The sequence below is a fragment of the Henriciella aquimarina genome, assembly GCF_002088975.1.
GTDB classification, from domain to species: Bacteria; Pseudomonadota; Alphaproteobacteria; order Caulobacterales; family Hyphomonadaceae; genus Henriciella; species Henriciella aquimarina.
The window spans coordinates 133,919-140,947 of the sequence record NZ_NCST01000027.1; the positions used below are offsets into that span (position 1 = coordinate 133,919).

Below are 7,029 nucleotides of genomic sequence, written 5' to 3' on the forward strand. Positions count from 1 at the left end.
CGGGAATGCGCTATGAATAAGCTCAACACATGGGACCAATGGCCCGACGAGAAGGGCCGCTTCGGCGAGTTTGGCGGACGTTATGTCGCCGAAACGCTGATGCCGCTCATCCTTGAGCTGGAGGAAGAGTATCGCGCCGCGAAGAAGGATCCGGCCTTCGCCGCCCAGATGGACGATTTCTGGGAGCATTATGTCGGTCGGCCCTCGCCGCTCTACTATGCAGAGCGGATGACCGAGCATTTCGGCGGGCCGAAGATCTACTTCAAGCGCGACGAGCTCAATCATACCGGGTCGCACAAGATCAATAACTGCCTCGGCCAGGTCCTGCTGGCCCGGCGCATGGGCAAGACGCGGATCATCGCCGAGACCGGCGCCGGCCAGCACGGTGTCGCCACGGCCACCGCCTGCGCGCGCTTCGGCCTGCCCTGCACGGTCTTCATGGGCGAGACGGATGTGAAGCGTCAGAAGCCGAATGTCTTCCGGATGCGCCTGCTCGGCGCCGAGATCGTGCCGGTCTCTTCGGGGACAGGCACGCTGAAAGACGCGATGAACGAGGCGCTGCGTGACTGGGTCACCAATGTCCACGACACTTTCTATGTCATCGGCACTGTGGCCGGCCCGCATCCCTATCCGGAGATGGTGCGTGACTTCCAGTCGGTGATCGGCAAGGAAGCCCGCCGCCAGATCCTGGAGCGCGAAGGCCGTCTGCCGGACGCGGTCATGGCCTGTATTGGTGGCGGATCGAATGCAATCGGCCTGTTCCACCCCTTCATCGAGGATGAGGGCGTGCGCCTGATCGGTGTCGAAGCTGCCGGCCACGGCATCGAGACCGGCGAGCACGCGGCTGCCCTGAATGGCGGCCAGCCGGGCATCCTGCATGGCAACAAGACCTATCTTCTGCAGACCGATGACGGCCAGATCATCGACGCCCACTCCATCTCGGCCGGGCTCGACTATCCCGGCATCGGCCCGGAGCACGCCTTCCTGCGTGACACCGGCCGGGCGGAATACCTCACCAGCACAGACAAGGAAGCCCTCGACGGTTTCCAGCTCTGCACGCGGCTTGAGGGCATCATTCCGGCGTTGGAACCGGCACATGCCATCGCGCGGCTCGGCGATGTCTGCGACTCCATCGGCAAGGACGGGATGCTGATCATGAATCTCTGCGGGCGAGGCGACAAGGACGTCTTCTCGGTGGCCGAGCATCTCGGCATGGAGATCTAGGCGGTGTATTCCCACGTCACGATCGGCACGAAAGACAAGGTCCGGGCCAAGGCTTTCTATACGCCCATCATGGAGATCCTCGGCAATCCGCTGCGCGATCCGGCGAAGGCTGCCCCCTTCGTCATGTGGACGGCGCCGGATGGCGGGCGGCCATTCTTCGTCCTGGCGACCCCGTTCGACGGTCAGGCTCCGACCTTCGGAAATGGCCAGATGACGGCGCTGCTGGCCCCGAGCCGGGAGATTGTCGACCAAGTCTACGCCGCCGCCATGAAGGGCGGGGCGGCCGATGAAGGAGCGCCCGGCCTGCGTCCGCAATATCATGAGAATTTTTACGGCGCCTATTTCCGGGACCTCGACGACAACAAGATCTGCATCGTCTGCCATGACGCGGTCTCGGACTGAGGCCGGTCAGGCCGACCGGCTGACCGTGTCGGCGTTCGCCTGAGTCTCGGCGCCAGGTGTGTTCTCGTCATAAAGATAATCCCGCGTCAGCGGCACGGCCTGCTGGTTGTGCGCGAGCTGGATCTGGAAGACGACATGCTCGCCATAGCGGAAGGAGACCTCGCTGCAGGCGAGATAAAACTCCCACATGCGCACGAAATTCCGGTCATACATGACCTCCGCGCGCTTCGCATTCTCCATAAAACGCTCGCGCCAGGCCTTCAGCGTCTCGGCATAGTGCAGGCGCAGGATTTCGATATCGGTGACGGTCAGCCCGGCACGCTCGATCTCCGGCATCAGCTCCGACAGGGCCGGGATATAGCCGCCCGGGAAGATGCGTTTGGCAATCCAGGGGTTGGTATCGCCTGGCCCGTGCGGGCGCCCGATCGTATGGATCAGCGCCACGCCAGCCTTCTTCATCAGCCGGGCAACCTGTTCGAAATAGGTGCGGAATTGCGGGGAGCCGACATGTTCCAGCATGCCGACCGAAACCACGCGGTCATAAGGCTCGTTCAGGTGGCGGTAATCCTCCAGCCGGAAGTCGACCTGCTTCTGCAGGCCGGCGCTGGCGGCGCGCTCCCTTGCGAGCTGGAGCTGCTCTTCGGCCAGCGTGACGCCCTCGACCCGGGCGCCGGTCTCGCTCGCGATGTGCAGGGCCAATCCGCCCCAACCACAGCCGATGTCGAGCACGCTCTGATCTTCCTCAAGGCAGAGCTTGCGGGTGATATGCTCGCGCTTCAGCTGTTGGGCAGCATCGAGGCTGATGGCCGGATCGGGGAAATAGGCGCAGGAATACTGCATGTCCTCATCGAGGAAGAGCCGGTAAAGCGCGTTGCCGATGTCATAGTGATGGTGGATGTTGCTGCGCGCCTTGCGGTCGTCATTCCACTGCTTCATCCGGCGCAGCATGTGGCGACCGGCAATCATCACCCGCTCGCCAAAGCTCCAGCGGGCGGCGGAATAGTCGTCGAGATTCTTCCAGATGAGGTCGAGAAAGTCATACATATCGCCTTCTTCAACGGTCAGTCCGCCGAACATGTAGGCCTCGCCCAGCTGCAAGGCCGGATCGACGAGGACGCGGCGCAGCCAGGCCTGGCTGTGCAGGCGCACGGTCACGCGCGAGACCGCGTCCGGCCCGGCCTCTATGGACCGGCCATCGGGCAGGATGACGCGCAAGCGCCCTTTCCGGATGAGTTGCGGCAGTTTGGCTTCGAGGCTTTTCGACCAGATACTCATGATCCTGCGACCTTCGATCAGACGGTGCGCCGGTCGGATGTATTGTCGGCGCTCTAAGGCCTATCTGTGGGTAAAATGCAGAACTGAACTTTGGTTTCCATCAAATCCGGGTTTCGATAAATCCGGCCCTGTGCAATATCGGGGTCTGACGCCTGCAATTGCCAGCAACACACAAGCGGTTCGATGACTGACGCCCTTCTCATTCGCATTACCTGCCCCTCCAAGGATATCGCCCAGAAGATTGCCGACGCCTCTGTTGAGCAGCGCCTGGCCGCCTGCGCGAACATTGAGGGGCCGGTCTCCTCGACCTATCTCTGGAAAGGCGTGGTCGAGCAGGCTTTCGAGCATGTGCTGTGGCTGAAGTCGGTGACCGCCTGCTGGGACGCGCTCGAAGGGCTCGTCACGGAAGTCCATCCCTATGATGTCCCGGCCATGGTCGCCATGCCATGCAGCCATGTCCTTGCCCCTTATGCCAGCTGGCTGGACGAGAATACGAAAGCGCCTGCCCAGTAATGCCCACACAAAGAATTACCGACCGGTTCGACAGGGTTCGCGCCGAGAACCGCGCTGCGCTTGTGACCTATATCATGGCCGGCGATCCGGACCTTGAGACGAGCTATGAGGCGCTGTGTGCGCTGCGCGACAATGGCGCCGACATCATCGAGCTCGGGGCGCCGTTCACCGATCCGATGGCGGACGGCCCGGCGATCCAGCGCGCCGGCCAGCGCAGCCTCAAGGCGGGCACGACGCTGAAAGACGTTCTCGCGCTCGCAAAACGCTTCCGTGAAGACGATCACGAGACCCCCCTGATCCTGATGGGCTATGCCAATCCGGTCTTCCATATGGGCTATGAGGCGTTTGCCGATGCGGCCTCGGATGCCGGGATTGACGGGACGATCCTGGTCGACCTGCCGCCGGAAGAAGACCATGAGCTGCGCGATGCCTATCAGAAATACGGCATTTCCGTCATTCGCCTTGCCACGCCGACGACGACCGACAAGCGGATCGCAAAGGTCGCTGAAGGGGCCTCCGGCTTCCTCTATTACGTCGCTGTTGCCGGTGTGACCGGGGCAGGATCGGCTGATCCCGAGGACATCCGAGAAGGGGTCGAACGCGCCCGCAAGGTCTCCGGCCTGCCCGTTTGCGTCGGATTCGGCGTGCGCACAGGGGAACAGGCGGCCGCCATGGCGCGTATATCAGACGGGGTTGTCGTCGGGTCCGCTTTCGTGGATCATGTGCGCTTGGCTCTTGAGTCGGGCGAGACCGGCAGTATAGCCGGGCGAATGGGGGCGTTGGCCAGGGAGTTGTCGGGTGCGCTGAAAGGCGTAGCTTAATGAACAGGATGGACCAATCAGGGAGTCCAGCTGAATGAATTGGCTTACAAATTTCCGCACGCCGGGTCTCAAGACCTTTCTGTCTTCCAAGAAAGAGACGCCGGATAATCTCTGGGTCAAATGCCCGAAGAGCGGCGAACTCGTCTATCGCTCCGACCTTGAGGAAAGCTGGTATGTCACGCCGGCGGGCGCGCACCTCCGGATTTCGCCGCGCCGCCGCTTCCGGCTCTTCTTCGATGAGGAGCGCTGGGAGCCGATCCCGCTGCCGCCGGTCACCCAGGATCCGCTGAAGTTCAAGGACGACAAGCCTTATCCGTCCCGCCTCAAGGGGGCGAAGCACAAGATTGCTGCGCGCGAGAAGGAAGAAAGCCCGGAAGGTTCTCCGCCGATTGCGCAGGATGACTGCATGGCGGCCGCCTTTGGCCGGATCAATGGCAAGCCGACGGTCATCCTCGTCCAGGATTTCGCCTTCATGGGCGGCTCGCTCGGCATGGCCGCCGGCGAAGCCTTTATCGCCGCTGCCCAGATGGCCGTAGCGCGGAAAGCCGCTTTCGTCGTCTGCACCGCTTCGGGCGGGGCGCGGATGCAGGAAGGCACTTTGTCTCTCATGCAGATGCCGCGCACGACGCTGGCGATTGACGAGGTCCGCGAGGCCGGCCTGCCTTATGTCGTCGTCCTGACCGACCCGACCTCGGGCGGCGTGTCTGCCTCCTATGCCATGCTCGGCGACGTTCATATTGCCGAGCCCGGCGCGATGATCGCCTTTTCCGGCCCGCGCGTGATCGAGCAGACCATCCGCGAGAAACTGCCGGAAGGCTTCCAGCGCTCGGAATTCCTGCGCGAGAAGGGCCAGGTCGACATTGTCTGCGACCGGCGTGAGCTGAAAGAGACGCTCGGCCGCGTGCTGAAGCACCTTCTGCCGAAACGCGCCTCCGACAGCACCAATCTCGGCCCGGTCAAGGCGCCGTCCGCCGATGTGCCCGCGCCGGACAAGAAGAAGGCCCGGAAGGCTTGATCGACACCCAGCTCGCCGTCGATGCGGCGCTGAAGCGGTTCGAGAAGTATAACCCGACAGACCGGGCTCTCGAACTCGGACGCCTGCTTGTCGTGCTCGAGACGCTGGGCAATCCGCACCTCAAACTGCCTCCGGTGATCCATGTCGCCGGGACGAATGGCAAGGGCTCGACGGTGGCCTTCATCCGGGCGATGGCCGAGGCCGCCGGGCTGAAAGTCCATGCCTCGACATCGCCGCATCTCGTCCGCTTCAATGAGCGTATCCGGCTGGCCGGGGAGCTCATCTCCGACGCCTATCTCGTCGACTGCCTGGAGCGGGTCGAAACCGCCCTTCAGGGCCATCGCGAGATCACCCATTTCGAGGCCGCCCAGGCCGCGGCCTTCCTTGCCTTCAGCGAGACCCCGGCGGATCTGCTGATCCTCGAGGTCGGTCTCGGCGGGCGCTATGATGCCTCCAATGTCATTACGGAAGCCGCCTGTTCGGTCTTCTGCCCGATCGACCTCGACCACCAGGCCTTCCTTGGCGATACGATCACCGAGATCGCGACCGACAAGGCCGGCATATTGAAGCCCGGCTGCCCGGCGGTTTCCGCGCCGCAGGGGGCGGAAGCGAAAGCCGCGCTGGAGGCCGAAGCTGCCCGCGTGGGCGCGCGCATCGATTTCGTGACCGAGGCCGAGATTGCCCAAGTCTTCCCGCCGCTCGGCCTCTCCGGGCGCCACCAGTTCGCCAATGCCGCGCTTGCCGCGAAAGCCCTGAAAACCGCCAGTCTTCAAGGTGTTACCGACAAGGCGATCCTCTCAGGGTCGGCCACCGCCGCCTGGCCGGCGCGGATGCAGCGGCTTTCCGAGGGCCCCGTCACGGCGATGGCGAACCATATGCCCGTCTGGCTCGATGGCGGGCACAATCCGCATGCCGCCCGGGCCCTCGGCGAGGTGCTGAACGAGCTCGACCGCGAAGAGCCGCCCAAGACCACCATGCTCGTCTCGGCCATGCTCTCCAACAAGGATGCCGCCGGCTTCTTCGCCGCGCTGAAGCGGCCGGGCCTGAAAGTCTTCACCTGCCCGATTGCGGGCAATGACAACAGTTTCACGCCCGACGCCCTGGCCGAGGCCGCGCGAAAGAGCGGGGCGGGGACAGAGGCCCATCAGAGCTTCGAGGCCGCCATGGCGGCGGCCGTTGCCGCGGGCGCCGAGCGCATCCTCATCTGCGGCTCGCTCTATCTCGCCGGCAAGGTGCTGGCGCTGAACGAAGAGCTGCCGCGTTAGGGCGGCTTTGGCGGTGCCTTCCCGCGGGCCTGAGCGAAGCCGAAGGATCCGTGGGATCCATCTCCGGACGCCGGATCCCGTTGCCCCCTCTGGAGCTGGGCACCACGGACACGCCGTGGTGAGGCGCTCTGTTAAAACCCTCATGCCTTTATCCGCAGATGCGTCTCGCATCTCCGGCATCCTTCGACGTCGCTCAGGATGAGCCCTCACCCGCTATCATACCAGCCTGCCAGAGCGGCCGAGACCTTCTCCGGCAGGAGGGCGGCGACGAGGCCGGCGCGCCAGGAAAGGCGGTGCAGCCCGTCCATTGGCAGGAGGATGGGTTTGAGCGCCCCGGACCGCCGCAATCGCGAGAGATGACGGGCCATCCGGGCCGCCAGCGGGGCCGGGTCGTCGAGGTGCTTCAGGAGTACACCCAGACGGTGCAGTAAATCGGCGGTGCGCACCGGGCCGGGTGCGGCCTTGCGCGGACGGTCGCCGAGCGCGTCGAGCGCATCGGTATCGGTCCGCAGTG

The 7,029-nt window shown here is 64.1% G+C and carries 8 protein-coding genes; 6 read left to right on the top strand and 2 right to left on the bottom strand.

Annotation, left to right across the window (positions count from 1 at the left end):
• Positions 1-12 precede the first annotated feature (12 nt).
• Both trpB and B8784_RS04365 read left to right on the top strand, forming a co-directional pair.
• Positions 13-1,224, top strand: coding sequence for a tryptophan synthase subunit beta (gene trpB / locus B8784_RS04360; RefSeq protein ID WP_084396388.1), 1,212 nt, complete (start codon positions 13-15; stop codon positions 1,222-1,224).
• 3 nt (positions 1,225-1,227) lie between these two features.
• Positions 1,228-1,626 carry a VOC family protein gene (locus tag B8784_RS04365; protein WP_084396389.1) on the top strand — a complete coding sequence of 133 codons (399 nt, stop codon included), beginning with the start codon at positions 1,228-1,230 and terminating at the stop codon, positions 1,624-1,626.
• Between the two features lie 6 nt (positions 1,627-1,632).
• Here the strand turns inward: B8784_RS04365 and B8784_RS04370 are convergent, their stop codons facing one another.
• Entirely contained in the window at positions 1,633-2,901 is a 1,269-nt protein-coding gene (locus tag B8784_RS04370; RefSeq protein WP_084396390.1) for an SAM-dependent methyltransferase, read from the bottom strand.
• Between the two features lie 183 nt (positions 2,902-3,084).
• On the opposite strand from B8784_RS04370, the gene cutA reads away from it, so the two are divergent.
• From cutA to B8784_RS04390, 4 genes are read left to right on the top strand one after another with little or no spacing between them, the layout of a single operon-like run.
• Positions 3,085-3,414: a divalent-cation tolerance protein CutA gene (cutA, locus tag B8784_RS04375; protein WP_084396391.1), complete on the top strand. Its 330-nt coding sequence runs from the start codon at positions 3,085-3,087 to the stop codon at positions 3,412-3,414.
• The gene (trpA, locus tag B8784_RS04380; RefSeq protein ID WP_084396392.1) at positions 3,414-4,235 is read left to right on the top strand and encodes a tryptophan synthase subunit alpha; all 822 of its coding nucleotides are present in this window, start codon (positions 3,414-3,416) and stop codon (positions 4,233-4,235) included. The genes cutA and trpA overlap by 1 nt, the downstream gene beginning before the upstream one ends.
• A 34-nt stretch (positions 4,236-4,269) precedes the next feature.
• Entirely contained in the window at positions 4,270-5,250 is a 981-nt protein-coding gene (locus B8784_RS04385) for an acetyl-CoA carboxylase carboxyltransferase subunit beta (protein ID WP_084396393.1), read from the top strand.
• Positions 5,247-6,515, top strand: a complete 1,269-nt coding sequence (locus B8784_RS04390; protein ID WP_084396394.1) for a bifunctional folylpolyglutamate synthase/dihydrofolate synthase — start codon at positions 5,247-5,249, stop codon at positions 6,513-6,515. The genes B8784_RS04385 and B8784_RS04390 overlap by 4 nt, the downstream gene beginning before the upstream one ends.
• A 206-nt stretch (positions 6,516-6,721) precedes the next feature.
• On the opposite strand, the gene B8784_RS21535 is transcribed toward B8784_RS04390, so the two are convergent.
• On the bottom strand, positions 6,722-7,029 hold a 308-nt coding region (locus B8784_RS21535; protein WP_158085570.1), incomplete at its 5' end, for a hypothetical protein.

Excerpts from the sequence above, each read along its gene's own strand:
- B8784_RS04385 (WP_084396393.1), top strand. The coding sequence starts at position 4,270 with ATGAATTGGCTTACAAATTTCCGCACGCCGGGTCTCAAGACCTTTCTG.
- cutA (WP_084396391.1), top strand. The coding sequence starts at position 3,085 with ATGACTGACGCCCTTCTCATTCGCATTACCTGCCCCTCCAAGGATATC.
- B8784_RS04370 (WP_084396390.1), bottom strand. The coding sequence starts at position 2,901 with ATGAGTATCTGGTCGAAAAGCCTCGAAGCCAAACTGCCGCAACTCATC.
- trpA (WP_084396392.1), top strand. The coding sequence starts at position 3,414 with ATGCCCACACAAAGAATTACCGACCGGTTCGACAGGGTTCGCGCCGAG.
- trpB (WP_084396388.1), top strand. The coding sequence starts at position 13 with ATGAATAAGCTCAACACATGGGACCAATGGCCCGACGAGAAGGGCCGC.